The 23,527-nt window shown below is 39.8% G+C and carries 18 protein-coding genes; 10 read left to right on the forward strand and 8 right to left on the reverse strand.

The genetic code is table 11. The features are described 5' to 3' along the window. The first annotated feature begins 317 nt into the window (after window positions 1–317). The gene (locus tag FTU91_RS08285; protein WP_086199124.1) at window positions 318–623 is read left to right on the forward strand and encodes an IS630 transposase-related protein; all 306 of its coding nucleotides are present in this window, start codon (window positions 318–320) and stop codon (window positions 621–623) included. 77 nt (window positions 624–700) lie between these two features. Continuing rightward, on the forward strand, window positions 701–1,090 hold the full coding sequence (locus FTU91_RS08290) for a transposase (protein ID WP_180081745.1): 390 nt from the start codon (window positions 701–703) through the stop codon (window positions 1,088–1,090). A 115-nt stretch (window positions 1,091–1,205) separates the two neighbouring features. On the opposite strand, the gene FTU91_RS08295 is transcribed toward FTU91_RS08290, so the two are convergent. The 4 genes from FTU91_RS08295 to FTU91_RS08310 all read right to left on the reverse strand — a co-directional run bounded on the left by FTU91_RS08295 (window position 1,206) and on the right by FTU91_RS08310 (window position 5,180). Beyond that, the gene (locus tag FTU91_RS08295) at window positions 1,206–1,532 is read right to left on the reverse strand and encodes a pyrimidine/purine nucleoside phosphorylase (protein ID WP_180081746.1); all 327 of its coding nucleotides are present in this window, start codon (window positions 1,530–1,532) and stop codon (window positions 1,206–1,208) included. A 238-nt stretch (window positions 1,533–1,770) separates the two neighbouring features. Further along, window positions 1,771–2,522, reverse strand: a protein-coding gene (locus tag FTU91_RS08300; protein ID WP_180081748.1) for an IS5 family transposase whose coding sequence is annotated in 2 segments (ribosomal slippage) — window positions 1,771–2,294 and window positions 2,294–2,522 — 753 coding nt in all. Because the reading frame shifts where the segments join, the coding sequence is not laid out codon by codon here. A 695-nt stretch (window positions 2,523–3,217) separates the two neighbouring features. After that, the gene (gene coq7, locus FTU91_RS08305) at window positions 3,218–3,853 is read right to left on the reverse strand and encodes a 2-polyprenyl-3-methyl-6-methoxy-1,4-benzoquinone monooxygenase (RefSeq protein WP_180081750.1); all 636 of its coding nucleotides are present in this window, start codon (window positions 3,851–3,853) and stop codon (window positions 3,218–3,220) included. A gap of 4 nt (window positions 3,854–3,857) precedes the next feature. Next, a complete protein-coding gene (locus FTU91_RS08310; protein ID WP_180081752.1) occupies window positions 3,858–5,180 on the reverse strand; it encodes an MFS transporter in 1,323 nt (440 codons plus the stop codon). Between the two features lie 177 nt (window positions 5,181–5,357). On the opposite strand from FTU91_RS08310, the gene FTU91_RS08315 reads away from it, so the two are divergent. The 3 genes from FTU91_RS08315 (at window position 5,358) to FTU91_RS08325 (ending at window position 13,095) form a co-directional block, all read left to right on the forward strand. After that, window positions 5,358–8,084: an autotransporter assembly complex family protein gene (locus FTU91_RS08315; protein ID WP_180081754.1), complete on the forward strand. Its 2,727-nt coding sequence runs from the start codon at window positions 5,358–5,360 to the stop codon at window positions 8,082–8,084. Between the two features lie 38 nt (window positions 8,085–8,122). Continuing rightward, window positions 8,123–12,637 carry a translocation/assembly module TamB domain-containing protein gene (locus tag FTU91_RS08320; RefSeq protein ID WP_180081762.1) on the forward strand — a complete coding sequence of 1,505 codons (4,515 nt, stop codon included), beginning with the start codon at window positions 8,123–8,125 and terminating at the stop codon, window positions 12,635–12,637. A gap of 257 nt (window positions 12,638–12,894) precedes the next feature. Further along, on the forward strand, window positions 12,895–13,095 hold the full coding sequence (locus FTU91_RS08325; RefSeq protein WP_086197297.1) for a hypothetical protein: 201 nt from the start codon (window positions 12,895–12,897) through the stop codon (window positions 13,093–13,095). Between the two features lie 486 nt (window positions 13,096–13,581). Here FTU91_RS08325 and FTU91_RS08330 read toward each other — a convergent pair whose 3' ends face one another. Next, window positions 13,582–13,791, reverse strand: a complete 210-nt coding sequence (locus tag FTU91_RS08330) for a cold-shock protein (protein WP_086175076.1) — start codon at window positions 13,789–13,791, stop codon at window positions 13,582–13,584. Between the two features lie 444 nt (window positions 13,792–14,235). On the opposite strand from FTU91_RS08330, the gene FTU91_RS08335 reads away from it, so the two are divergent. The 4 genes from FTU91_RS08335 (at window position 14,236) to FTU91_RS08350 (ending at window position 19,440) form a co-directional block, all read left to right on the forward strand. Continuing rightward, the gene (locus FTU91_RS08335) at window positions 14,236–14,595 is read left to right on the forward strand and encodes a hypothetical protein (RefSeq protein ID WP_166169877.1); all 360 of its coding nucleotides are present in this window, start codon (window positions 14,236–14,238) and stop codon (window positions 14,593–14,595) included. Window positions 14,596–14,737: 142 nt separating this feature from the next. Continuing rightward, window positions 14,738–15,010: a hypothetical protein gene (locus tag FTU91_RS08340; protein WP_180043747.1), complete on the forward strand. Its 273-nt coding sequence runs from the start codon at window positions 14,738–14,740 to the stop codon at window positions 15,008–15,010. Window positions 15,011–15,306: 296 nt separating this feature from the next. Continuing rightward, window positions 15,307–17,946: a bifunctional aconitate hydratase 2/2-methylisocitrate dehydratase gene (locus FTU91_RS08345; protein ID WP_086197300.1), complete on the forward strand. Its 2,640-nt coding sequence runs from the start codon at window positions 15,307–15,309 to the stop codon at window positions 17,944–17,946. Window positions 17,947–18,300: 354 nt separating this feature from the next. Then, entirely contained in the window at window positions 18,301–19,440 is a 1,140-nt protein-coding gene (locus FTU91_RS08350; RefSeq protein WP_180081764.1) for a GGDEF domain-containing protein, read from the forward strand. Window positions 19,441–19,664: 224 nt separating this feature from the next. Here FTU91_RS08350 and FTU91_RS08355 read toward each other — a convergent pair whose 3' ends face one another. Next, window positions 19,665–20,525, reverse strand: coding sequence for an alpha/beta fold hydrolase (locus FTU91_RS08355; RefSeq protein WP_180081766.1), 861 nt, complete (start codon window positions 20,523–20,525; stop codon window positions 19,665–19,667). A 117-nt stretch (window positions 20,526–20,642) separates the two neighbouring features. Between FTU91_RS08355 and FTU91_RS08360 the strand changes: the two genes are divergently transcribed. Then, on the forward strand, window positions 20,643–21,113 hold the full coding sequence (locus FTU91_RS08360; protein ID WP_180081768.1) for a hypothetical protein: 471 nt from the start codon (window positions 20,643–20,645) through the stop codon (window positions 21,111–21,113). Between the two features lie 70 nt (window positions 21,114–21,183). Here the strand turns inward: FTU91_RS08360 and FTU91_RS08365 are convergent, their stop codons facing one another. After that, the gene (locus tag FTU91_RS08365) at window positions 21,184–21,426 is read right to left on the reverse strand and encodes a hypothetical protein (RefSeq protein WP_180081770.1); all 243 of its coding nucleotides are present in this window, start codon (window positions 21,424–21,426) and stop codon (window positions 21,184–21,186) included. A gap of 480 nt (window positions 21,427–21,906) precedes the next feature. Further along, on the reverse strand, window positions 21,907–23,199 hold the full coding sequence (gene brnQ, locus FTU91_RS08370) for a branched-chain amino acid transport system II carrier protein (protein ID WP_180081772.1): 1,293 nt from the start codon (window positions 23,197–23,199) through the stop codon (window positions 21,907–21,909). Window positions 23,200–23,527 lie beyond the last annotated feature (328 nt).

The raw sequence follows: 23,527 nt of genomic DNA on the forward strand, positions 1-23,527 counted from the left end.
TGTTCAAATGGCTATTCTACGTTTGATTGGTTTTGGAAAAAAAGAAGAATTTAAGAAAGTGCTAGCAATTTTAAGAAAGAAAAAGCCTGATAGGACAAGGATCCTATGAAATTTGTCGTGTACAGAGGTAAATTTTATATGATGAGTTCAATAAGAACAGGAAGTTCTGCAAAATAATAATAACAAACAAGCACAAGGACTGTCAGGTACGACAGGAGTTATAACGAGCGAACCCATACGAAAAAGCCCGACAGGATGTCGGGCTTTTTTATTGTTGACTATAGCTAAGTTCTCAAATATTTAATACACTATAAGACATGGGATATTCAAAAGATTTTAAAGACAAAGTCATAGAAATTATGGCAAGAGATCAACTGTCAGTACGTAAAGCTGCTCAACATTTTGGGGTATGCACGCGTACGATACAGCTATGGAAAAAATCAACCGAGATTAAACCAATTCCAGGTCGTCCAGCTAAAATCAGCAAAGAGCAAATATTGAAGGATGTTGAACAATATCCTGATGATTATATTAGTGAACGGGCAGAACGTTTTGGTGTCAGTACCCATGCAGTATTCAATGCGCTACATGCCGCAGGAATATCGCGTAAAAAAAGACGTTAAAGCACCCTAAAGCAGATCAAAATCAACGTCGGCAATTTCAGAACCTGATTGAATATTTAGAACAACACTTACCACTGGTGTATATCGATGAAAGTGGTTTTCAAAGCGAAAGTACGAGATTGTATAGTTATAGCCCTCAAGGAACGAGGGCTGAAGGTGAATTTAACTGGCAGTTAAAAAATTGTAGCAATGCGATCGGTGCATTAACTGAGAATAGATTGCTGACAGTTGGAGTATTTGATTGTTCAGTGAATACTGAGGTATTTGAATGCTGGATTGAACAGGATTTATTACCGAAGCTGAAAGAAACCAGTGTTTTAATTATGGATAATGCGACCTTTCATAAAGGGAAAAGACTTCAAGAATTGGTACGCTGTGCAGGCCATTACATTGTGTGGCTTCCTAAATATAGCCCGGACTTAAATCCAATAGATGAACGATATATCGTGCAAGGTGGTCACGAGTAAAGTCGATTAGAAATAAGTTCCGAATAAAAGACATTGATGAATTATTCAAAAAACATTGTGATAGTTTATTTAGTATTTAGCTATAATTAATGTGTAATAAGGGTTGTTACCAAACTTAACGGTCTTCCAGATGGCAAACGTAATCGACAATATCATCCGTGATAATTTTAAATTGGGTTTTTTTAGGCACATAAAAAGATTCACCAGCATGATAGGTTTGGCTCTCTGTATTGTTGCCAATTTGAACCAAACACCTCCCTGAAACAATTTCTATGCGTTCAGCGACCACAGTTTCAAAAACCAGAGGACGCTCTGTGGGCAGAATCACACCTAAGGTTTTTTTTCTTCCACCTGTTAACTCAATCACATGACTGATAGAACAGCCATCAAAAAGGATGTTTGATTTTTTCTGGACAGAGACAAAATTGAACTGGGTAGACATACCTTGCTCCTTAAATTATTTTTGTTGTTGGTTTTTTTGTTCTTTATGCAGCTAATATTTATTTTTATAAAGTATACGAATGAATCTTTTTATATGTTTTGGTCATCGTATTGTATAAATTTTACAAAAATAGAAGCTTTACAGGGTGCTATAAAAACCTATCCATACCATTAAAATTTTAGACACGTGTTGTAAGCTAAAACTCACAAGGAAGGAGGTTTATTTCTAGGGCGTGTCCTCATTTGGCTTTGCACCAAATAAATATGCAGGCTATACGGATCATAGATTTATAATTGCGTGCTAGTTTATCAAATCGAGTTGCAATAGCACGGAAATGTTTTAATCTCGCAAAAGCATTTTCAACTAAATGTCTTAATTTATATAGATATTTATCAAATTCCTTATTCGATCTCTTACTGTTTGATCTCAACGGAATAATGGGAATCATATTCTTGTTCTTGGCACATATTCTAATGTGCTCAGCATCATACCCCTTGTCAGCAATGAGATAAGTTGCCTCGCCTACAATATCAATCAGTTGTTTTGCAACTTGACTGTCGTGGACGTCACCCCCAGTGATTTTAAAATCAATCGGTAATCCATTCGCGTCGGTTGCAAGATGTATTTTTGTTGTTCGTCCACCGCGTGATTGTCCAATTGCTCTTTCGAAACCATGCCGAGCTCCACTTGCATGTTGATGCACGCGTATGTAGCTTCCATCAATGAATACCCATTCCTGATCCAGAATGCCTCGTAATCTAAAAAAAATTTATCCCATAATCCCTTACTTGCCCAGCGATTAAAGCGATTGTAAGCAGTTTGCCAAGGGCAAAGTTCTTGAAGAATATCACGCCATGTCGCACCCGTACGTAGTTTCCATAAGATAGCTTCCATGATATTTCTACTGTTTTTTGAACAGTAACAACCGTGTAATCGCATAGTATCTTGAATTTGCTGCCAAATATCATCGGTGAGAAGAGTACGTGCCATTGGAAAAATATAGAAATGAAAAGAGCTTAAAGGAGGATTTTAAGTATTTAAAAACAATTCTTCAAATGAGGACACGCCCTAATATTTTTAGATTTATTTTTTGGATAGAAAAGTTTTTTAAAAACAGTCTATTGTAAAGGAGTAAGACATATATAAATAATACCCTGCCTATAAAAGCCTAAAAACACATATTGATGAGATGATATCTACAAAGAAATCACTTTATTCTGCTGATGAAATATAAAAGCTTAAAAAAATTAGACTGGTCTTTGCAATAAACAATGATCTGGCACAAAAAATTGTTCAGATCAGCAGTGTCATCGACAATCATCCCGTGCTGAACATTTTATTGATGCAATTCGTGTGGGTCTCCGAAACCTTCTGCCGATTTTTATCGGAATCAAAGCTTATCCTTTGGGAAAATATGTACTGCTGAATTTGCTTGCCTGCTTTATCTGACTCTTTGTGATAGTGAGTGTCGGATTAGTGGCGGATTGTAGAAGATTCACTGGTTACATGTATTTTGGGCAAAAATACTGCCTTATCATAAGGATATTTATATTGTTCTTGCTGTGGTGGGCTGTATTTTACTGGTGCGGATGATTTATGCCTTGCTCATGCATCATAAACATTCACCTTAAAATAGGCATAAAAAAAGCCCACCTTAGAGTGAGCTTGAATGATGAATCTTTCAATTAAATATAGTAACTGGTTTTGGTCATCAGTTTGGAAATAGCGGTCATGGTAATACGGACCGGTATTGGCAAATCTACACCGCCAGCCTTCAGTGCCGTATCTCGATGATGCAATTCATCTTCATTCATTTGCACCAGTATTTTACGTGAACGTTCATCCTGTTCAGGTAACTGACTGATATGATGCTGTAAATGCAAGCTCACCTGACGTTCGGTTTCTGCCACAAAACCAAGGCTATATTTATCCCCGGCAATACCGGCAATCGCACCCATGCCAAAAGACAGGCCATACCACACCGGATTCAGCAAACTGGTATGGCTATCCAATTCCTTTAAGCGGTTTTCACACCAGGCCAAATGATCCTGTTCTTCAATTGCAGCCTGTTCCATTTCACGGCGTACATTCGGGAGTTTGGCTGTTAATGCCTGACCATGATAAAGCGCCTGAGCACACACTTCACCGCTATGATTGACCCGCATTAAACCGGCCACATGGCGTGCTTCACTGACACCGAGTTTGGTTTCAACCTCATTCCCCGGGTTTTCACGGTGTGCAGAGGTTGTGCCCGGAACCAGGCTGCGTAGTGCCTGGTCAAATGAATGAATAAATTTGTCAATACCGGTATATTGGCGCATAAAATTAATCCTCTAAAGCATCTTGTTGCTGTGCTGCAAGCATGGGCTTGAGCTTAAACAAGAGCCATGTAGTGAAAATGGCGCTTAGAATCGCTGTGATACTAAAAAGTATTTTAATATCAATCTTAAGCACACTTAAGATGATAATAGAAAATATAGCAGAGGATACCATGAATACGGCATTGAGAATGTTGTTTGCAGCAACTACACGTGCGCGATGTGATGGCGGCGAAAAAGCCTGCATCATGGCATAAAGCGGTACGATATAAAAACCGCCACTAATCCCAAGTAATGTCACAGCAAGCATGACATGGTAATAACTCCAGCCTTGGGTAAAAACATCTTTCAAGCTGAGTAATTCACCACTACGTTCTGGCACAAAAGCCAAACTCGCTGCCAGATAAAAAGCAAATACGGTTAAGCCAATCGCTCCAATGGGAACCATTTTCAAATTGACTTCTGTACCGCCAATTCTGCGGCACAACAATGAACCGACGCCAATCCCGACAGAGAAGAACGTTAATAGCAGGCTGACTACATTTTCAGAAGCATGCAGGTTTTGTTGAGTCAGCTGCGGAATTTGGGTGAGATAGGTTGCGCCATAAAACCAGTACCAGGAATTGCCGAGTAAAATCAGGAACACCATTGGTAAACTTTTGGCATAACCCAGAGTTTGAAAGCTGGTTCTAAAAAAGTTCCAGTCAATGTGTACGTCTGGTGAAGTCACTTTTTGCTTTAATACGAAACGACTGGAAAAATATCCCAGCAAGGCAATCGTCACAATCGTTAAGCTGATCCACAACAAATTGCCGTCCGAGGCAGAAATGACCGCACCGCCTAAAATCATCCCGACTAAAATGGCAATTGAAGTTCCTGACTGAAATAAGGCGTTTCCGGACATCAATTCATTGGGCTTTAAAATTTCTGGCAAAATGGCATATTTGATTGGCCCGAAGAAAGTCGAGTGAGTACCCATTAAAAATAAAGCCACCAATAAAAGCCACAAATGACCGAGTAAAAAACCCGCCGAGCCAATCAGCATAATCACGATTTCGAGAATCTTGATACCCCGTACAAGTTGTGAACGTTCGTATTTGTCGGCAATCTGTCCGGCTGTGGCAGAGAAAATGAAATAGGGTAAAATAAACAACAAGGCTGCAAGGTTATTCAGTGTGCTTACGCTGGCAGTTTGCTGGTTAATCCAACCATAGGTAATGACCAGTAACAAGGCTTGTTTATACACGTTGTCATTCAGGGCACCAAAAAATTGAGTGACAAACATCGGTAAAAACCGGCGTGTGCCTAAGAGATGTTCATTTTTTTCCATGGTTTGTGGACTTCATTAAGTTTTATTAAGAAATGTGAGCATTTGGTAAAACACTATAAAAATCATGTATGATGTTTTTAACCTATACTTTAGTGAAAATTCCAATAGATTTGAGTTTGTTAGCGAGCTTTCATTGGGCATTTCCATTACAAATATTATATGAGTTTAGAGTTTTTTATGCTTTCGAAACTGAATTTTAAAAAGACGACGCTTACTTTAAGCGTCAATTCCATTTTACAGTGGAACAATGAGCATAAACGATTCGGACTCAGTATTTTACTCATGTTACTGGCTCAACACAGTTTTGCACAAGTGACTCAGCCAAATAGCATCATCACTGAAGCAGAATTTCAGCAACAACTCAAAAATGAAGCTATTCAGCAGGGTGTGGGCAGCAGTGCAGAACTGGAAAAACCAGAAAACATTCAGCAAACCCCGACTGAACCTGATAGCCTGAAAATGCTGGAGCAGCAAGAACAGGCAACCCAGCCTCTGGAAGAATTCAAGCCGATTGAATTTGAAGATCTGGAAGAACTGCCGATCACCCCTGTCAATGCAGAAATGGCAAATGAAATTTTTCGGGTTGCTGAAGAGGCGAAACGAGAAGCCCAGCAATACCGCGCCGGTCAGGGCACAGAGGTAGCGGTTTCTGATGCCACACAACAAGAGTTGGTTGAAATTAATCAGGCACCGGTAAATATCGATCAGTTGATGTCGAATATTGAGGCAGACAGCCAGATTGTGGTTGAAGCCAATGCAGCTGGTAAAACTTTACCTGAACTAGCCCCCACTGATGAAATTGAAGAACCGAATTTCTTTAAACGCTGGTTATATAAAATACGTCCGCCGCGTCAGCTAAATACTGTCAAACTGGATCGTATCAGTGTTGATGTCATTATTGTCCCTACACCAAATAGTAGTGACGTTTCAGCCAAAGCTTATGCACAGGCTATGGAAAATCTGAAAGAAAATATCAGAGCTAAACTTTCCAGCTTTACCCGGGAATCTTTTAGTGATTTCCCTTCAGCATTGCCGCAGTTGAGGACATTGTCAAATCAGGCTGCACAAGCAGTTGGCTTTTATAATGCCGAATTTAAATTCGAGAAACTCAGTGAAAGTCGTGTTCGGGTCAGAGTAACGACAAATGCACCGGTACAGATTAAAGCACAGAATATTGAATTTAGCGGTGCAGGAGAAAATCAGCCCCAGTTCCAGGTGATCCGGCTTTTGCCCGATCAGGATGTAGGGGATATTTTCAACCATGGTCTATATGAGGAAACCAAAAACCGTATTAGCGATGCCGCAACCAACAACGGTTACTTTGACAGCTATTGGCGCCTGCATGATGTAAAAGTAGCCCAGCCACAAAATACTGTCGATGTGAACCTGCGCTATGAAACGGGCGAACGCTACAAGTTAGGCCCAGTCGAATTCCGCATGAGTGATCCGTCACAGCCATTTCCAATTGATATGGATGTTCTGCAAAGCATGGTTTCCTGGGAGGATGGTGCCGATTATACTTTCTGGCGTGTCAATGGTTTAGCCAATAACCTCACCAACTCGCGTTATTTTAATTACACTCTGGTGGATGCAATACATCCAGATCCAGTTGAGAAAGCGCTGGAACTGCCGCCCGATATTCAGGCTTTGGTCGATCAGCAAAAAATATCTGAAAGTGAGGCTAGCGTTCAGGATAAAAAACGGGTCGCTTCCGCTAAAGAAGTCACCCAATCTGTAGCCGATGAAACCCAGTTTGCGGGTCAAGAGGAAACTGAAGGGGATGAAAATCTTCGTCAGATGCGTGCACAGCAGGAAACCAAACAATCTGAAGAAGAGCGTTTAAAAATTCAGGCACGTGAAGAGAAGAAAGTTCCAGTGATCGTGACTTTAAATGCTGATCGTTTAAATAGTGCAGAACTGGGGGCAGGTTATGGTTCCGATACAGGAGCACGATTACGTGCTCAGTACCGCCGTGCCATCGTCAACCGCCGTGGACATTCTTTTGATGCCAACATGGAAGTGTCGCAAATTCGCCAGTCTATCGATGGACGTTATAATATTCCCTATCACGATCCTATCAATGACTACATCAGTATCGTTGGCGGTTATGAACGTGAAGAACGTGATGACGTGGCACAGGGGAATAGCCTGATGATTGAATCTGCTGTGGCTGGTGCTGACAGAATTATTAAAAGACCGCGTGGTAGCTGGCAACATACTTTTGGTCTCCGTTATCGTTTGGACCAGATTACCCAACAGGGAACCATTAATACCAATGAAATTCCTGATGCATTTATTGCCAATGCCAATGACCAGCAGCAATCTTTATTGTTGGGTTATGAGGCATCACTTGCGACCAGCGATAAACGGGTCAATCCGGGTAAAGGCTTTAAGCAGACCTATAAGGTCGAACTTGGCAGTGAGTCATTATTGTCTGATGCTGATATGGCCATTCTCAATGCAGGCTGGCGTTTTATTTATTCATTGGGTGAAAATGATAGTCACCAGTTTGTCGGGCGTGGTGATTTAGGTTATATCTTGACTCAAGATTTTAGCAAGGTGCCTTATAACCTGCGTTACTTTACTGGTGGTGATCAGACAGTACGCGGTTTTGACTATAAAAGTCTATCGCCGGAAGAAAATGGATTTAAAATCGGTGGTCAGGCTCTGGCTGTAGGATCACTTGAATATAACTATCAATTTAAAGAAGGTTGGCGTGCAGCCATTTTTAGCGATGTCGGCAATGCTTATGATAAAGATTTCAATACGCCTACTGCATACAGTGTGGGCTTGGGGCTGCGTTGGGCATCGCCAATTGGCCCTATTCGTATAGATGTTGCTTCAGGTATTTCTGATGACAATCATCCAATACGTCTGCATTTTTTTATTGGTTCACAATTATAAATACTGGTTTTTATAAATCTTAGTTTTTAGAGAGTATTATGGCTGAAGTAGAACAGCAACCGGAAACGGAAACACCTAGACCGAAAAAGCGTCGTATTTTAAAGAGTGTGCTATTCACATTACTTATCGTGTTTATGTTGCTGATTGCTTCTTTCGCTGTGATGTTTAGTACCGATAAAGGCAGCAAGTTTTTACTGGACCGTGTTTTAGAGCGTCAGCAAATTATTCATTATGAATATGAAGGCGGTAATCTGCTCAGTGGCATCATCTTAAAAAATATTTTAGTCACACTCAAACCTGTAGACGTGAAGATTGACCGAGCGGATGTCACTCTGGGCTGGCGTGCCATCCTTAAAAAAGAAATTCATCTGAATCGTGCCGATGTACGTAATCTGCAAATTATCACCAAACATCCACCGAGTGATAAACCATTTAAATTTAATGAAATCCGTTTGCCCTTTGTTTTGCGTTTAGATACGGCAGATGTCGATCATCTGCTGATTAAAACCGCTTCGGCAAGTGTCAAGTTTCACGATATACACCTGAATGACGCGCTCTGGTCAGGTACTGAACTGAAGTTTGAAGATTCCCGGATGGATATGGGTTACCTTTCGGTGAAAAATGCCACGGGCAATATGAAGTTTGAAGGGAAATACCCTTTACATGCTGTGGGTGATCTGAACATACCTGCACTGCATAAAAATCTAAATATTCATGATATTAAAGTAGTTGCAACTGGGTCTTTAGATACGATTCAGGCCGGTGTAGCGACCAATACCCCAGACCTGTTAACCGGTTGGGTGGTAGTGCATCCGGTACGCAAACATGTGCCGATGTTTGGCGAGTTAAATTTTAAAAAATATCATTGGCCATTGCTGAAGGAACAAGAGCTATATACCAAAAATGGCGTGGCTAAATTTAATGGTGATATTCAGCGTTTAAATGTCGATGCCATTACAGATTTAAGCGGTAAAAATATTCCGCAAGGTCAATATAACGGCAGTATGCATACCGACTTGGTGCATCAGCTCGACATTAGCAATTTAAATGGTCAGTTGATGAGTGGTGCGGTGAATGTGGCTGGCGTGGTGAGCTGGAAAGATCATGTCACCTGGGACATGAATGGCCGTGTCGATAAAATCAATCCCAATGACAAACTGATTCCGCAAATCATTCAGGACTTTTTGCCGCCAAGTCTGGATGCAAAAATTGCCTCTAAAGGCCGTTTGCAAGATGGTCTGCATTTAACCGCATTGGTGGATTTTGATCGTTATGAAACATGGAATCTAAAGCTCGATCAGGCCGAGCAGAAAGGCAAAAAACTCAATCCGATGCTATTGAATGTGGCCTGGCAAAATATTGATCGTGCCGTGCCTTATGTGGGCTGGCTCAGCAGTAAATCGGGCGATGTAAAATTAGCGCTGGTTGAAGGCAAGCAGGATATTCATGTCGCCACTACAGTGACCAAAAATGATAAGGGCAGGTTGCCTGAAGGCTTGTATACTGCCCAGCTCAATTTCAAAAATAATGACTTGAATATCCCGAGTTTTAATTATGTAGCGGGTAAAGGTAGTTTAAGCGGTAGTGCCAAAGTAGATTTGCCGACCAAAAAACGTCAATTGAAATGGAATGCCATTCTCAATGCCAAAGATTTTAATCCGCAAACGGTTGCGGTGGCTGCACCAGTTAATTTACTTAATGGTCAGGTCAAAGCCAATGGTTTTGCCAAACCGAATCAGCAAATTATCCATCTGGATGCGATTAATTTAACCGGTCGTCTAGCACAGCAAAATAACAACGAAACTGTACGCTTAACCGGTCGTAGCACCATCGCCCTTTTATTTAATACCCAAAAAGCGGGTGGTGCATTTAAAAGTTTTGCCGTCAATTATGATGGTGCACTCAATGCCAGTCAGATTCCAGCCAGCGAAGGCATGCTCAAGTTCAAGATCTCCGGTACACCTGAACTGGTTAAAGCCGATGAACTGAAACATTCAGGTATTGCCGGAAAAATTTATGCTAGTGGTCTGGTCTATCTTAAAAATGGTTTGGGTTGGAATATCAATGCCTCTTTAGTACGTTTTAAACCGCATTATTTTGTCTCATCTGTGCGCGGTGAATTGTCCGGTAACGTGAAAACTGAAGGGGTTTGGTCAGACAGCTTAAAACGTATTAATATCCAGAAACTGAATATAGCCGGTATCATCAACAATAAACCTGTTCGCGGAACAGGAAATCTAGCGATGGTGATTAATTCAAATCAAAAAGGCTTCCTGCCACAACAGTTTGAAGCGAACAACTTGTATCTTTCTTATGCAAAAAATCAGGTTCAGGCTACCGGTAATGCCCAGAACCTGAGACTGAAAATCAATGCACCGGCCTTGTATGAAATATACAGTGGACTTCGTGGTCGTGCTTATGGCTATTTAAATGTGCAATCACAACCACGCTTGCAAGCGACGGCCAATCTGGCGGTAGACGATTTCGGTTTTAACCAGTTATTCAGTGTTAAAAAATTACGTGTACAAGGCGAGCTGCCGACTTCTGAGTCGACCCCGACCTTGATGACTGCGAAAATGGAAAACTTGCGTAGTGGTACACGTGAGATTCAGCAGGGTGAAATTTCACTGGCCGGAACGCGCAAGGCCCATATCCTGAAAGTACAGGCGCAAAACCGGCTTTCTAAATTCTACGTGCAACTGGCTGGTGGTTTTAATGCACAGAATGACTGGTTGGGACAAATCCAGAAAGGTGATTTTGACTCCTTGCGCGCACGTTTGGTACAACGTCAAAATGCCTCGGTGATTTACAGTTCTGCCAAAAGCGAATTATTTGTCGGAGCACATTGCTGGTCGAGTCAGCAAAGCCAGTTGTGTTTTGATCAACCGATACGGGTCAGCAAAACCAGAGGCAATGTTTCTTTCATTACCCGAAATGTCGATTTAAATGACTTTGCTGCCTTTATGCCAGAAGGTCTGGAAATTACCGGTAAGGTCAATGGTTATACCAAAGCAGCCTGGGCACAAGGCAGCAAGCCAAAAATTGATGCCAGACTGGTTAGCCGTAATGGCGTGATTGGGCTGGCAGCTGAAGATCCACAAGATATGGGTTCTACACTTAAATATAATGAAATTGCTGTGGTGGCAAAAAGTATTGCTGCGGGTTTACAGGTTCGTTTAGATGTTAAAACCCCTGAAATTGGTACCGGTTATGCCAATGTCATTATCGACCCTTATAAAGACAGGATGCCGATGCGCGGTGAGATCGCCTTCGATCAGGTACAATTGAAAGTCTTTAAACCGTTTATGCAAGATGTCCGTTCCCTGGCGGGCAACTTGTCTTTTGCCGGAAAAATTAGCGGTACTTTAACGCAGCCTTTGCTGAATGGTGAAATGCGCCTGAAAGATGGTGCGATCAGCATGATTTCCTTGCCGGTGAATTTAACCAATATTCAGGTCTATTCTTCCATTCGCCAGGATCACGCTACCATTAACGGTGCATTTAATAGTGGTCAAGGTGCAGGTGCATTGACTGGTAGTGTAAATTGGAAAGATGATCCCCGCATTCAGTTGCATTTAAAAGGTGAAAATCTGCTTATGCGTCAGGCGCCGTTAATTACCGCCGTAGTTACGCCGGATTTGTCTTTAGATGTGCTGCCGTTTAAGAAGAAATTAAGCTTAAGCGGTAAGGTGGATGTGCCACGTGCGTTGATTTCTATGCCTGAAGCTTCCGCACCGGTAATCAATGTATCTTCAGATGTACGAATTGTGCGTGAAGGACAAGACCAGCTTGCAATATTAAGGGCAGCCCGTCCTTGGGATATCCGTGCCGATGTCATGGTTAATTTAGGTAATCAGGTGATTTTCCAGGGCTTTGATAGTCGTATTCCACTGGCCGGACGTTTGTATCTTTCACAACGCGGACTTGAAACCGCCATGCGTGCTAATGGTGCAATTGGGGTCAGTCAACGGGTAAAAATTGAAGCCTATGGACAAAGCCTAGATTTGAATCGTGCGATTGCACGTTTTAATGGTCCTTTATATAACCCGACCCTGGATATCGATGCCAATAAGACCGTACAGGGTAGTCTGGTTGGGGTGCGTGTAACAGGTACAGCAACCAGTCCGAATATTCAGGTCTATAACGATGCCGGATTGTCTGAACAAGAAGCCTTAAATGCCATCATTACCGGCCGTATTAATGAAGGTGCCAGTGGTATCAGTCAGGAAGCGGGCTTTAAGTCCGATGTCAATAATACCATTGCTGCTGCCGGAATCAGTATGGGCTTAGGCGGTACACGCGCTCTCACCAACCAGATTGGACGTACTTTTGGTCTGAGTGGTCTGGCGCTGGATGCACAGGGAACGGGAGACGATACTCAGGTCAGTGTGACAGGTTATATTACACCGGATCTGTTCATCCGTTATGGTGTAGGGGTATTTACACCGGTGAATAAATTGACCTTGCGTTATCAAATGAATAAACGCTTGTATCTGGAAGCGAGCCAATCGCTAGAACGTGCGATAGACGTGTTCTATAACTGGCGCTTCTAATGGCTTGAGAATATAAATTCTCAACTATTTGTTATATTTAAAATTTTATCAACATCGGTTTGCATTATTTTTAGCAGTGTAGACCATATACAGCTTGTTACATCATTACGGAATTAAAGACAAGTGTTGCGTTTGTGGTTTTAGCTACAACAAAATATCTCATCATCAGTTACACAAATAAGGATAGTTCACTATTGAATAACACTGTCGAATGTTTGAGCATGATATTTGATTGATCAAACTAGTGATGGATTGTCATGATAGATGAAGAAAAGCCTTTAGATTTTGACGATGATAATGAGCCTCAAGATTTCGAAGATGAAGAATTTATCGACGATAAGAAAGAGGATGAAATGTACAACGCCATTACTAAAGATGGCTCAAGTGTTGACCCTGCAGATGATGGAACTCGTCATATACGACCTGAAGATGGCGATCCGATTGAAGTTGAAGAGTAAAGAAAAGCCCAATTCAATCATGGGCTCATCATTGTTCATGATTGGGACATGAATGCAAACATATTTCCACATCATTTTTATTCTGGTTTCATTAATATCATGAGCAATATACAGCATAGTGTCCTGTTTTTATCCGTTGTAGCGCTTCGATAAAAATTAGATTAATCCAGCCCAGTCATGAGCCACTTAATCAAATGGGGGAGTTGTCAGGGCTATGCTTTAGCAGGCAATTTACACGATGGTTATTGTCATGATTGAAAAGTCCGTTTACTGCTCCACTTCGTTAATGAGCCATTTTACTTAATCTAACGAAAAGCAATCTACAGCTAAAAAATTGGTGGCTATTGAACGCGGATAGATTAATGATGCAATAAAACACCATAATGTAGAGTAGAGCATAAACGTTTTATAAAGCTCAAAAAAAAGCGAGAGTTTAACTCTCGCTTTTTTAAATCATACTTGCAGTCGGCAAGCGTGATTTTTAAATTATAGTGCTACGATGTTTACAGCATTCGGGCCTTTTTGACCTTGAGCGATGCTGAATTCAACTTGTTGGCCTTCAGCCAAAGTTTTGAAGCCATTACCAGTGATTTCGCTGAAATGAGCGAAAACGTCAGGGCCATTTTCTTGTTGAATAAAACCAAAACCTTTAGTTTCGTTAAACCACTTAACAGTACCTTTTACAGTATTAGACATAATAAAATCCTTAAAAATGTTTTTAGCTTATTGAAAAGCCAGATAATTTAACTTGAAAATAAGAATGGAACTTTAAATCTGAAAAACGAAGGATTATGACTAAAACTGCGAAATACAAGAAGATTTACCAGAGCAAACTATTTTTCTAGTTGGCTTTAAGCATACAGTTATGTTTGAAATTATGCAAATGAATAGCTACCTATTGCTGCATTTTATAGCTTAAATTTGTAACTTAATAATTATATTTAATTAAATTAATAACTTAAAGATCAGTTAAAAATAAAAAAATCAATTCAAAGTCTTTTTTAAAACCATGAACTTAAAATAGAGCTTATTTTTATGTACTTGATTTTAGTTTGCTCATGATTTTTGGGGATATCTTGTTTTGATGATTTCGTATTTTCATGAACTTTGATTATGATAGGGGGCAATAGGAGAATATTGATGAAAAAGTTATTCACTTTGATGGCATTGGTTGCCTTGGTGGGCTGTGCTGAAAAGAAGCCGCTAACACCTGAAGAGCAGTGGAAAGGCTATTGTACGAGTATGGGTAATGCGGCAAACAATATTATGTATGATCGTCAAAATACCATTACCAAAGAGGCCGCTATAGAACACGCCAACAAGATTGAAGATGAAATCACCAAAACCTTTATTCTGGATATTATTGAACAGGTCTATGCATTTCCTATAGATGAAATTAATAAAGATCCGGAAGCAAGCCGTAATCAGTTCAAGCAGAAAATTACTGAAAAATGTATCGCCACGCCGCATGACAAAATGCCAAATTACAAACCGTTCTAATGAACGGTTTTTTATATTGATGCATAAAATAGCCTAAGCAAATTAAAAAATAAATTGTCACATTTGCTTAAGTAAAAATATAGAAAAGCTTATCTTGTTATTGAATAATGAAATCAAGAATTATAATGACTGGAGTAGAAATATGGATGTGATTGGCTACTTACATCATGAAGATTTGCTCTTGGAAGATGAGCACGGTGTAGCAATTATTGGTGGTGCAAATTATGTCCTGAGTGTGGGAGATAAAGTGTTTCTGCGCAGAAAGTTGGCAGATCAGCATTATCCTCGTTATTTAGTTGATATTTCATTCGCCAGTAATCAATATCAAGGCCTGTTTGAAGATGAATGTGCAGTTAAATTTACCGGGAATCGTGCAGAATTAGCTCAATATTTAACAGTCACCACTGTCCACTAAGGTTGAATATTTTTATATAAGCAAAACAGGCAACATGGAGTTGTCTTTTTTGTGTTGAATGTTCCATTAAAAGTAACTTTTTTCATCATTAAAAAGCTTTAAAAGTGAAGGATTTGCTTATTGTGTAATCGATATGCCCATTATTTAGCTATAAAATAATGGGCATCACAAAGAAACACTGTAGTTGCATTAACTTTTAACTGGAATTTTAGTAAAATTTAGCAGTCCATATTATTTGCGAAGCTTTGCATAAGCTGGAATTCGTAAATAATTTTTTAAAAAAGAGGAATAACACTGTGCTAGAAGCTTACCGCCAACACGTTGCAGAACGTGCCGCACTCGGAGTCCCACCGAAGCCACTTGACGATGCTCAAACAGCTGACTTGGTTGAGCTATTAAAAAATCCACCAGCTGGAGAAGAAGCATTTTTAGTTGACTTGCTTGAAAATCGTGTTCCAGCAGGTGTTGACCAAGCTGCTTATGTTAAAGCTGCTTTCTTAGCTGCTGTGGCAAAAGGTGAAGCGACTTCGCCATTAGTTTCTAAAGAACGTGCGGTTTACTTACTGGGTACTATGCTTGGTGGTTATAACGTTGCGCCTTTAGTTGAACTTTTAGACAATGCAGAATTATCAGGTTTAGCTGCTGATGCATTGAAAAAAACTCTTCTTGTATTTGATGCATTCCATGACGTAGCTGACAAAGCGAAAGCGGGCAATGCAAATGCACAAGCTGTTATGCAGTCTTGGGCTGATGCTGAATGGTTCACTAGCCGTAAAGACGTTCCAGAAGAAATCAAATTAACTGTATTCAAAGTTACTGGTGAAACTAACACTGATGACTTGTCTCCAGCTCAAGATGCTTGGAGCCGTCCGGACATCCCATTACATGCAAATGCGATGTTGAAAAACGAACGTGATGGCATCAATCCTGAAAAACCAGGTGAAGTTGGTCCATTAAGCCAAATTAAAGAACTTGTTGCGAAAGGCAACCAAGTTGCTTACGTAGGCGACGTAGTTGGTACAGGTTCTTCTCGTAAATCTGCAACTAACTCTGTTCTTTGGTTCTTTGGTGACGAAATTGCTCACATCCCGAACAAAAAAGACGGTGGTTACTGCTTAGGTGGTAAAATTGCTCCGATCTTCTTCAACACAATGGAAGATGCTGGTGCGTTACCAGTCGAGATTGACGTTACCAACATGAACATGGGCGACGAGATCACACTTAAAATCGACCATGCTGCTGCTAAAGTAACTGCATTCAAAGATGGCGCTCAAATTGCCGAGTCTGAGCTTAAAACTCCAGTGTTGTTAGATGAAGTACGTGCTGGTGGCCGTATCAACCTGATCATTGGTCGTGGTTTGACTGGTAAAGCGCGTGAAGCTTTAGGTCTTGCACCTTCAACTTTATTCCGTACACCAGTTCAACCTGAGAATACTGGTAAAGGCTTCACTCAAGCTCAAAAAATGGTAGGTCGCGCTTGTGGTCTTCCAGAAGGTCAAGGTGTTCGTCCAGGTACTTACTGCGAACCTAAGATGACAACTGTTGGTTCTCAAGATACAACTGGTCCGATGACTCGTGACGAATTGAAAGACTTGGCTTGCTTGGGCTTCTCTGCTGACCTGGTAATGCAATCTTTCTGTCACACAGCTGCGTATCCAAAACCAGTTGACGTACAAATGCAACACACGCTTCCTGATTTCATCATGAACCGTGGTGGTGTTTCATTACGTCCAGGTGACGGTATTATTCACTCTTGGTTAAACCGTATGCTTCTTCCAGATACCGTTGGTACTGGTGGTGACTCACATACTCGTTTCCCAATCGGTATTTCATTCCCAGCAGGTTCTGGTCTTGTAGCGTTCGCTGCAGCGACTGGTGTTATGCCACTAGACATGCCTGAATCTGTTCTTGTGAAATTCAAAGGTAAAATGCAGCCTGGTATCACTCTACGTGACCTTGTACATGCGATTCCTTACCGTGCGATCCAAGAAGGCGATCTTACTGTTGAGAAAAAAGGTAAGAAAAACATTTTCTCTGGTCGTATCCTAGAAATCGACCTGACTGAAATGGAAACTGAATTAACAGTAGAACAAGCATTCGAACTTTCTGATGCTTCTGCTGAACGTTCTGCTGCTGGTTGTTCAATTACGCTTTCTGAAGAGAAAGTTGCTGAATACCTCCGTTCTAACATCACGATGTTGAAATGGATGATTTCTCAAGGTTATGGCGATGCGCGTACTATGGCTCGTCGTGTTGAGAACATGGAAAAATGGTTGGCGAATCCATCACTTCTTAAAGCTGATGCTGACGCTGAATACACTAAAGTGTATGAAATCGACCTAGCTACAATCACTGAACCTGTTCTTTGCTGCCCGAACGATCCAGATGACGCTAAACTTCTTTCTGACGTTCAAGGCGTTAAGATTGACGAAGTATTCGTTGGTTCATGTATGACGAATATTGGTCACTTCCGTGCTGCTGGTAAATTACTTGATAAAGTACCTGGTGGCGTATTGTCTACTCGTTTATGGTTGGCTCCGCCAACTCGTATGGACGAGCACCAATTGATGGAAGAAGGTTTCTATAACATTTATGGTAAAGCTGGCGCTCGTACTGAAATGCCAGGCTGTTCATTATGTATGGGTAACCAAGCACGTGTAGCTCCGAACACAACTTGTGTATCGACTTCTACTCGTAACTTCCCGAACCGTTTAGGTCAAGGCGCTAACGTTTACTTAGCTTCTGCTGAACTTGCATCTGTTGCTGCTGTACTTGGTAAATTACCAACTCCAGAAGAATATCAACAATATGCAGCTCAAATTGACAGCATGTCTGCTGACATCTATCAATACTTGAACTTCGACAAGATGGGCGAGTATACAGATGCTGCTAAAGACATCGATACTAAGAAAATTGCTGCTGCTCAATTGTCTTGATTGAATAAGTAGTTGAAAATAAGGGCTGATTTATCAGCCCTTATTTTTTGGAGTAATGACAAGTATAGAGAGTTGGTATTCTGGACTTTTTAAAAGCCTCAATGAATTTATACAAACGTCTGATCTTTGCTGAAAAGTAATATTTCCAAGCACTCTAATAGAACAATGACTTTAAATATCCAATAAAAGTGTGAATATTTTGTTGAGATGGAATATGAAAAGCGCGTTTAAAAATTACTGAGTTTTTAAAAAAAATCAATTAATATTTTCTTATTAAAAATAAATATTTATTGAATAAGTTTAGCTAAACAATTTAGAATAAAAACTACACAGTTCTAGTGGTTATTCAAGTCCGTGAATCTACCAGCTACTCACTATTTCTTGTTGATTTACCCAATTTGCTTAATTCTGATTGGTACGGCCTTTATTGTTGCATATTTAAGGTTTAAAGCACCCAAGTATTTAATGTGGATGGGAGTTGGTTGTATTCTGTTATCTGTAGCATTCGCTACACAGACATTGATGACAAATACACAACTACGGCTAACAGCGCCTTGGTTTGCAATTATGTATATAGGTGGGGTTTGGGCAGTCGTACATGGAATGTTCTTAAAAGCTAATGCAAAATTAAATAGATGGATCTCTTCTGGCTTTATTATTGCGGGTATAACTTTACTTCTATATTTCACCTATATCGATGAGAATTTATGGTCACGAGTGGTCACAGTTAGTGTGGTGATTTTATGCCTAGAAGCTTTAGCCCTACCAAAAGTATATGCTTTATTTAAAAAAACCTATGCTTTAGAAAAACTTTTGTGTTTGAGCTATTTTTTTGTCGTTATCTATGCATTTATTAGAGCGTTAATAGTCATTGTGTATCTTCAAGAACTGCAACATATGACCGTGGCGACTACAACTTGGTGGATGATGCTGATTTCTATAAATGTTTTTATCAGTCTGTGGTTTGCCATTATTCTCTCGGCCGTAGCTGTAAAAGAAATGTTTACTAGCCTCAATGAAGAGCGGTTGAGAGATCCTTTAACCAAATTGTATAACCGGAATGGCTTCCTGGAAAAAACCAAAGACCTGTTTGAGAAAAAACAGTATGGTGAAGTTTATCTTGTGATGTGTGATATTGATAATTTTAAGAATATAAATGATACATGGGGACATGTTGTGGGAGATAAAATTTTATACGCATTTGCCGATATATGCAGATTTAATATTCGGGAAGGTGATATTGTTGGGCGGTTTGGTGGGGAAGAATTTATTATCTTGCTGCAAAGTCCAAATGAGGAGGCTTCATGGGTTTTGGTTGAGCGTTTACGTAAAAAGGTTGAAGATCAAATTTTTATTCATGACATTAAAATTACTGCAAGTTTTGGAGCGGCTAAAATAGAGACAGAATCCCAGTTTATGAGTGCCTTGGAAATAGCAGATAAGCATTTATATGAAGCCAAAAATAGTGGACGAAATCGGGTATGTTTTAATTAAAAAAAATTAGATTTACCTTTAATGTCCGGATTTTGAATTAAATAAAAAATTATAGAACGCCATTATTTTTGTCCATAATATACAAGTAATAAATTTTAGGCATTAAAAAGCCCCATGTTTAGGGGCTAGTCGTATATAAGATCTAAGCTTATATACTGTAAGAGGCTCATCTCAAACTAAGTGTATTAGAACATAATTTTCTAAAATTGGCGATGTATAAATGCTTAAGCCAAGAGTTCTTTTTCAATCACCGACCATAAATTTTGATGAGACTTCTTAAACATCAGCATATGACCAATCGTTTTATGTCCGTAGCTTTTCGGTTTTAGCTCAATCATTTGAGTATCGGCATTCGGGTACAGGCGTAATAAATCCTTTACGTTGGCTTCCGTTGCAATTTCATCATCCGATGACCACAGTACCGTAATCGGGCAGCTAATTTGAGTGTGATAATCTTCAAACGCGCTTTTGCCAATCGCATTGATTACATAACCCGGTTTACGACAAAATTGTGCCCATTGTTTGGCGACATCTTTAGGTAGATTTTCTCCCATTCCAATTGCTTGAGTTGGAGCATAACCTTTGGTGATGCGAGCCAATGGAAAAAGGACATTAAACATGACAGAAGCCAGCAATTTGGTGCGGCCCTTTAAGCCTTTAACATGCCCGGTTGAACCTGAAACCGCAACAACTTTGGCTACTTTTTCATGATTAGGCACAATACCCAAAAGCTGACCGCCAGCACTGTGACCAATTAAAATGACCTGATCGGCTTGAGTTTTATATAATAAGGTTTCTATTGCAGCGGGAATATCCAGTTTACCCCAATCTACAATGCTGGCTTCAGATTGACTAATCGGACCATGTAAAGAACGACCAATTCCGCGGAAATCGAAACTCAAAACATCATAGCCTTGTGTGATTAACCATTCTGCAAAAGCTTGATAAAAATTCTGGGTAATCCCGGTTGCTGGACAGATGAGGACTGGGTAATTCTTTTTTTGCGTAGCTTTGGCTGCATAAAAGCGGCCGCTAAGTGAATATCCATCTTTACAGGTAATTGTTAATGATTCAAAAGTGTTCATATGGAGAATATGGAATAAGTATATATGGTGACTACTGTAGCCAAGTTCTAAAAAGAAACTTGTATAATTCATGACTTTAAAGTCAAAATAACGATCTAAAAATAAGGATATAAATGCATGGAAGCGGAAAATTTAACACAGGCTGTAGCTTGGGCCGTGTTGTTTAGTGGTGTTTTTCTTTGGGTGGGTATGCTGACCGGGGTATGGAAATATTATCAGATTCATCATTCAGCACAGGCGCGGGCCCATTATTATGTTGATATTGCGCATAGAAGTAGCTTGCTCTATGCACCAGCCAGCCTGATTATTGCAATTCTAGCCCATTTTTCAATTTGGAGTGATGGGCTTAACTTTACTTTTGTATTGATCAATCTTTTCTTGTTTAGCTTTTCAATTTTAAGTTATGTGTTACATGGCTGGCTGAAAGATACGACCAATCAGTTTAAGCAGCCTTATCAAATGGGACGTTGGCCTTTGCCAAAATGGATGCTAAATAGTGCAATGATTTTTCTGATCATTGGAGAGTTGGGTGCTACAGCAGGATTATTGCTTGGTACAATGATCGGCCTGGTGAAAGTCTTAACTTGATGATTGGTGATTTTGGTATAAGTTTTGGATGATTAATTATTATTAAGATGGGTGATAGTTCACCCATCTTTTATTCTGTAGAAGTATTCTGCTTTTGTTGACGGTATTTCTGATCGACCACAGCCCACACATAGAAAGCTACCGATACAATAAAAGCATACATAAAGAATTCAGGTTTTAAGTTGCCTTGAATTAAACTATGAATAATGAGTGTCACAATCAGAGCAACCGTAGTACTCAAATAAGTGACCATATTCTTATTTGCTTTTAGAGCGTTAATGAAGATTTCTTTATTGAAATGTAATGATAACATCTCCACACCTCCGGTTATATATTGACCTAAACCTAATTGTTTTAGTCAGATTAGTTTCTATTGTTGTACTTGGTATTTCGATTCATTTCAATAGTTGATGTCACTATTTTGTCATAAAAATATGTTAGACATAAGTTTATAGCCTGATTTTATTCAACATATAAATGCTGGATATTTCTTCTGAATATGCAATTATCCTCCTCATTCATTCTTACTAGTTAAAAAGATGTCAAGATACTCAACAATAGTAAATATAAAAGAAGCAATATTGATGCCAGTCTAGAAGTGTATCAAGGTTTGGGACGGGATGTGGTAGGATCAGTCTAATCGTGACTGATTGAATTTTATATGTTTTAAGCAAACATGTTAGATTGATGAGGATGTAAACAATAAAACCCAGTTTGGGTAAAACATGATGTTTTATTGATCACTGTTAAAATCTGGTTTGGGTAAAACCAGATTTTAAGCACATCAACTCAGTTATTTTTTAACTTTATCGATGACGATAGCAATAATCAGCACAATAATAGATGGAATCAGCCATGCTAAATTTTGTGCGTTTAACGGTAGATTTTGAATGAAGCCAGGTAAGTAGGCTTCAAGTCCTGCAACTTTCAGGCCGTCAAAAATACCGAATAACAGGGCCACTGCAGTTACTGGTGCAACCACATAAGCAGGCCTGTTAAAAAATTTCCACAAGAAGCTCAGTAGAATCACTGCAATTGCTGGTGGATAAATGGCACTTAAAACAGGTACAGACACAGCAATCAGTTTGGTTAAACCGAGGTTTGAAATGATGAAAGCGAAACCAACCAGAACAAACACTAAAATTTTATAAGGAATTTTAGTCAGTTCCGAAAAGTATTCTGCACAAGCACAGGTTAAACCAATCGCTGTTACCATACAGGCCAGGAAAATCATGCCGGTCAAGAATACAGAACCAATATCACCAAAAGCATGCTGCACATAGGCATGCAGGATCACTGCACCATTGGCTGCATTTGGAGCGACTTCATGGCTGCCTAAACCGAGTTTAAACAGGCTTAAATAAACCAAGGTTAAACCTGCACCAGAAATCAGGCTGGCAATCACGGCATACTTGGTCACCAGTTTTTTATCTGTTACACCACGTGAATGAATTGCGTGAATAATAACAATACCAAATACCAATGCACCCAAGGTGTCCATAGTTAAGTAACCATTGACAAAACCTTCAGAAACTGGGGCAGTCGTATAGTTGCTAATTGCAGGTGAAATGAATCCAGCAGGAATGACAAATGCAGAGATACCTAATACTGCCAAAGAAATAATCTTTAAAGGTGCCAGGAAGTGGCCGACAGTATCGAGCAGTTTGTTGGGATATAAGGAGATAACAGTGACGACTGCAAAATAAATTGCACTATAAATCAGCAGGCTGCTACTTGATGTACCAAAATAGGAAGAGAAACCGATTTCATAGGAAACCGTGGCTGTACGAGGCGTTGCAAATAGAGGACCAACAGCTAAGTAACATACAATGGTTAAAATCAGGCTGGCGATTTTACCCAGAGGTGAACTTAAATTCTGGATGGATCCTTCTACACGTGAAAGTGCCATAATGGTGATAACAGGCAGGCCAACTGCGGTAATAAGAAAACCTAAAGCAGCTAACCATACATGTTCACCAGCTTGTTGAGCGACAATTGGTGGAAAGATAATATTGCCCGCACCAATAAAAAGTGCAAAAGTCATAAAACCCAAGGCAATAATATCCCTTGTGCGGAGATTCGTCATAAAAAGGGAGAGGAATTAAACAAAAAAGCGATTTTAGAAGATATTAGTGCTTTTTTACAGTTCATTTTATGCTGCTTATGAGTTTTAGAGGTTCAGTAAGCTCTTAAACTGAACAACTGAACAACTGAACAACTGAACAACTGAACAACTGAACAACTGAACAACTGAACAACTGAAGAATTTAAGTTTATTTATATATTTGATTAATTGGTAAAAAGCATAAAAGTATAGGCTGTCATGCTTTTTTAATTTTTTAAGCAGATTTTGATTTTTTTATAATGATCGTTTAAATGTATATAAATTAACCACATGGTTGACTAAAAATGCT

Origin of the sequence: Acinetobacter sp. YH12201 (genome assembly GCF_013418145.1) — a bacterium.
Taxonomy (GTDB): Bacteria; Pseudomonadota; Gammaproteobacteria; order Pseudomonadales; family Moraxellaceae; genus Acinetobacter.

What these genes read in the sequence shown, in the direction of transcription:
- FTU91_RS08285 (WP_086199124.1), top strand. Translation starts at nt 318, where the DNA reads ATGGGATATTCAAAAGATTTTAAAGACAAAGTCATAGAAATTATGGCA.
- FTU91_RS08295 (WP_180081746.1), bottom strand. Translation starts at nt 1,532, where the DNA reads ATGTCTACCCAGTTCAATTTTGTCTCTGTCCAGAAAAAATCAAACATC.
- coq7 (WP_180081750.1), bottom strand. Translation starts at nt 3,853, where the DNA reads ATGCGCCAATATACCGGTATTGACAAATTTATTCATTCATTTGACCAG.
- FTU91_RS08310 (WP_180081752.1), bottom strand. Translation starts at nt 5,180, where the DNA reads ATGGAAAAAAATGAACATCTCTTAGGCACACGCCGGTTTTTACCGATG.
- FTU91_RS08315 (WP_180081754.1), top strand. Translation starts at nt 5,358, where the DNA reads ATGCTTTCGAAACTGAATTTTAAAAAGACGACGCTTACTTTAAGCGTC.
- FTU91_RS08320 (WP_180081762.1), top strand. Translation starts at nt 8,123, where the DNA reads ATGGCTGAAGTAGAACAGCAACCGGAAACGGAAACACCTAGACCGAAA.
- FTU91_RS08325 (WP_086197297.1), top strand. Translation starts at nt 12,895, where the DNA reads ATGATAGATGAAGAAAAGCCTTTAGATTTTGACGATGATAATGAGCCT.
- FTU91_RS08330 (WP_086175076.1), bottom strand. Translation starts at nt 13,791, where the DNA reads ATGTCTAATACTGTAAAAGGTACTGTTAAGTGGTTTAACGAAACTAAA.
- FTU91_RS08335 (WP_166169877.1), top strand. Translation starts at nt 14,236, where the DNA reads ATGAAAAAGTTATTCACTTTGATGGCATTGGTTGCCTTGGTGGGCTGT.
- FTU91_RS08340 (WP_180043747.1), top strand. Translation starts at nt 14,738, where the DNA reads ATGGATGTGATTGGCTACTTACATCATGAAGATTTGCTCTTGGAAGAT.
- FTU91_RS08355 (WP_180081766.1), bottom strand. Translation starts at nt 20,525, where the DNA reads ATGAACACTTTTGAATCATTAACAATTACCTGTAAAGATGGATATTCA.
- FTU91_RS08360 (WP_180081768.1), top strand. Translation starts at nt 20,643, where the DNA reads ATGGAAGCGGAAAATTTAACACAGGCTGTAGCTTGGGCCGTGTTGTTT.
- FTU91_RS08365 (WP_180081770.1), bottom strand. Translation starts at nt 21,426, where the DNA reads ATGTTATCATTACATTTCAATAAAGAAATCTTCATTAACGCTCTAAAA.
- brnQ (WP_180081772.1), bottom strand. Translation starts at nt 23,199, where the DNA reads ATGACGAATCTCCGCACAAGGGATATTATTGCCTTGGGTTTTATGACT.